This is a genomic window from Psychroserpens sp., from assembly GCF_036960315.1.
GTDB lineage: Bacteria > Bacteroidota > Bacteroidia > Flavobacteriales > Flavobacteriaceae > Psychroserpens.
This window is the reverse complement of the sequence record NZ_JBALVR010000026.1, coordinates 1-4,425: the sequence shown is the minus strand read 5'-3', so window position 1 is coordinate 4,425 and position 4,425 is coordinate 1. Positions and strand designations below refer to the sequence as shown.

Sequence of the window (4,425 nt, the reverse complement as noted above, 5' to 3'; positions counted from 1 at the left end):
TGTACACTGGATAGTTACATCATCAGGTACTGTTAAACTAGGAGCAGTTGTATCGATTACCGTTATAACTTGATCACCTGATGTTGTATTTCCACAATCATCTGTTGCTGTCCATGTTCTAGTTATCGTTCTTGTATTTCCACACGCTTCTACTACAGAATCACTCTCTGTAATAGCTACGCCACCACAAGTATCACTACCTGTTGCTTCGCCATTGGAAGCACTACTCTCATCAGCTGTACACTGGATAGTTACATCATCAGGTACTGTTAAACTAGGAGCAGTTGTATCGATTACCGTTATAACTTGATCACCTGATGTTGTATTTCCACAATCATCTGTTGCTGTCCATGTTCTAGTTATCGTTCTTGTATTTCCACACGCTTCTACTACAGAATCACTCTCTGTAATAGCTACGCCACCACAAGTATCACTACCTGTTGCTTCGCCATTGGAAGCACTACTCTCATCAGCTGTACACTGGATAGTTACATCATCAGGTACTGTTAAACTAGGAGCAGTTGTATCGATTACCGTTATAACTTGATCACCTGATGTTGTATTTCCACAATCATCTGTTGCTGTCCATGTTCTAGTTATCGTTCTTGTATTTCCACACGCTTCTACTACAGAATCACTCTCTGTAATAGCTACGCCACCACAAGTATCACTACCTGTTGCTTCGCCATTGGAAGCACTACTCTCATCAGCTGTACACTGGATAGTTACATCATCAGGTACTGTTAAACTAGGAGCAGTTGTATCGATTACCGTTATAACTTGATCACCTGATGTTGTATTTCCACAATCATCTGTTGCTGTCCATGTTCTAGTTATCGTTCTTGTATTTCCACACGCTTCTACTACAGAATCACTCTCTGTAATAGCTACGCCACCACAAGTATCACTACCTGTTGCTTCGCCATTGGAAGCACTACTCTCATCAGCTGTACACTGGATAGTTACATCATCAGGTACTGTTAAACTAGGAGCAGTTGTATCGATTACCGTTATTACTTGATCACCTGAAGTTGTGTTACCACAATCATCTGTAGCTGTCCAAGTTCTAGTTATCGTTCTTGTATTTCCACACGCTTCTACTACAGAATCACTCTCTGTAATAGCTACGCCACCACAAGTATCACTACCTGTTGCTTCGCCATTGGAAGCACTACTCTCATCAGCTGTACACTGGATAGTTACATCATCAGGTACTGTTAAACTAGGAGCAGTTGTATCGATTACCGTTATAACTTGATCACAACTGCTATTATTTCCATCAGCATCAGTTGCGGTCCAAGTTCTGGTTATTATATAATTACCTGTACATGAACCTGAAGCGGTAGAATCGCTAAAATCAATACTTGGAGAAGTATCGCAATTATCGGTTGCAGTTGCACTTCCTAAAGCTGATACACTTGAATCAGTATCACATGAAATCGTAGAATCTGATGGACACGTAATATCTGGTGCTTCATCATCATTAACAATTACATTAAAACTACATGTTATTGTATTACCCGAGTTATCTGTTGCTGTTACAATAACCTCAGTTGAACCTATTCCAAAAGTGTCTCCAGAATTATGACTTGAGGTTAAATTTACAAGTCCACTATTATCTGAAGCTGTTATTTGTGGCCATGTCACAACTGCTGAACATGAACCTATATCATTTGATTGAATAATATCTGTTGCTGGGCAATTATTTATTAGAGGTTGTTCATTATCACTAACAGTAACAGTAAACGTACATGTTTGCGTATTACCTGAATCGTCAACAGCAGTATAAGTGACTGTTGTACTTTTGGTTGTTCCAGAAGGACTCAGGTAGAATAGACTTCCAGAGTTATGAGAACTTGTTAATGAAGCAACAGAACAATTATCATCAGGTATTGGTTCAGTCCAATTTACTGTTGCATAAGATTGTCCAGGATCTGTAAATACGGTTATGTTACTCGGACAGGAAATCGTTGGTATTTCGGTATCTGTTACTGTAATATCTTGAGAACATGTTGACGTATTACCTGATGCATCTGTTACCGTCCAATTCACGGTTGTAGTACCAACAGGATACGAATCTGATGCATCTGCTGTACTATTGTAATCATTCACATATGTATTACTTGTAGATTCTGCTTTTATCCATAAATTCAGATCGTTTTTATTCCAGATACCATTTCCAATAACGCTATAGAAATTTTGAATAGGCATCCAATGTATACCTGTGCCATTACCACATGCATGGAAAATACGTTTGGGCAGCGTTTCTGGTGGACCTTGACAAGTTCCATTCGCTCTGTTTTCGCCCAGACCACTCCATTCGTTAACACCACCCATTACACCATCACTCAAAGTAATGTTAGCGTTTAAATTAGCTAATACTGCTGCATTGGTAGTTGTGATATCAAGTACTGATGGCACACCTGTTGTAGAGTTTCCTGTAGCATTAATTCTGATTGATGAAATTGAAGCATCTGCATAAACTGAGGGCGCCAAAATCGAATTTGATTGCAAAGTTATGCCCGATGAAACTGGCAACTCCAGAAGTGACGTTGTCTTTGCAGAAGACGCTAAAAGTATCCAACCATCCTCTATTACTGATGAAAAGGTATTTCCATTTACATTAAAGTAGTATGTACCATTAGTAGCTGTATTCGAACTTGCCAAGGTTGAAAATGGATCTCCCGCTGTTCCAGTACCTAAAGATAAAGAACAATTATCTGAAACAACTGGTACAGGAATAGTTACCATAGCTTCACAAACTCCTAAATCATTACTTACTGAAATATCAGCTGGACAAGTGATAGTAGGTGCCACGGTATCATTTACTGTAATAGTAAACGTGCATGAGTCTGTTCCTACGGCATTTGTTGCTGTAGCAGTTACTGTTGTGGTTCCTACGGGGAATTCACTGCCAGAAACATGACTGTATGTTATTGTAGATGCAGGTATTGCGGTTGTTTCTGTAGCAGCAAAGCTTACGTTTGCGCCACATTTGTTGGCATCATTGTTTTGTGTAATATCTGCAGGACATACTATCTCTGGCAGTACTCCTGTTACTGTTACTGTAAATGAACAGTTTGCAGTGTTGCTTGCGGCATCGGTAACCTGATAAGTTACGATTGTATCTCCAACAGGGAATGTTGCACCGCTTGGATATCCTGTTGTTACTAATGCTGTTGTTGCAGAACAATTATCTGTACCTACTGGAGCTGTATAATTCACTACTGATCCAGAAGCACTTGTTGCAAATACATCAATATTTGAAGGACATGAAATTTCTGGTAGCTCATTATCGGTTACTGTAACAATTTGATCACAGGTTGTTGTATTACCTGAAGCATCTGTAGCTGTCCATGATACTATTGTAGTTCCAATTGGATATGTGCCAGAAGCATCGGATGTATTGTTAAAGTCATTTACCATTGAAACAGTAGAAGAAGGTATGGGTGATGAAACCCAATCTGTATTTGGATCCATGTTGGTTAATGCACCATTATTTCCTGCGACTAAATCTGTAAGAATGGAACTTCCCGTGCCATCTTCAAAATTATAATATGCAACTAATCCTGATTCGTTTCCAACTAAAGGTGAACTAAAGTTGCTAAGAATCTCTGCAGGTGTTCTTGTTTCACTCCAAATACTTACTTCGTCTATTTTTCCTGTAAAGGCAAAACGAGGATTTCCTTGATTTTCTAAACCTAACCAAATTGCACCTGTACCTGTATTATTGTTTGTTTTAGATGAAACGATACCACCATCTAAATATACATTGATTGTAGAACCGTTTTCTGTAACCGTAACTTGATGCCATGCACCATCGAAAGCAGTATTTGCTCCATAAGTATTTTGGTATTGTCCATCTTGAATACCTATAGATGTATTTCCGCTGTTCTTTCCGATAAAGAAATTTGAACTTGCTCCTCCAAAAATGGCCTGATAACTAGCGTTTGCAGCGCCTTCATATTTTATCCAGGCTGACATTGTCCAATTAGTGCCTAGACTTGACCTATTGATAGGTAACACAACATGGTCTTCATTGCCATCAAAATCTAAGGCATTACCATTAGTACTATAGCAATTATCACTTGCTGTTGGAGGTGTTAAAGTGATATCTGCTGTACATAGTCCTGTATCAGTGTTGACCGCAATTGTAGCCGGACATGTAATTGTTGGCGCTTCTGTATCATTTACTGTAATAGTAAAAGTACATTCAGAACTTCCTACAGCATTAGTAGCTGTAGCCGTTACTGTTGTGGTTCCCACTGGGAACTCACTTCCAGATACATGAGAATATGTTATTGCTGATGCAGGAATACCCACGGTATCTGTAGCTGCAAAGCTTACGTTTGCGCCACATTTGTTGGCATCATTGTTTACTGTAATATTACTTGGGCATTGAATGTTTGGTGCGACACCAATAAC

At 39.2% G+C, this 4,425-nt stretch carries 1 protein-coding gene; it reads right to left on the bottom strand.

Annotation, left to right across the window (positions count from 1 at the left end):
• Positions 1-4,425, bottom strand: a 4,425-nt coding sequence (locus V7719_RS18705; protein ID WP_335731462.1) for an HYR domain-containing protein, incomplete at both ends; no start/stop codon positions are given.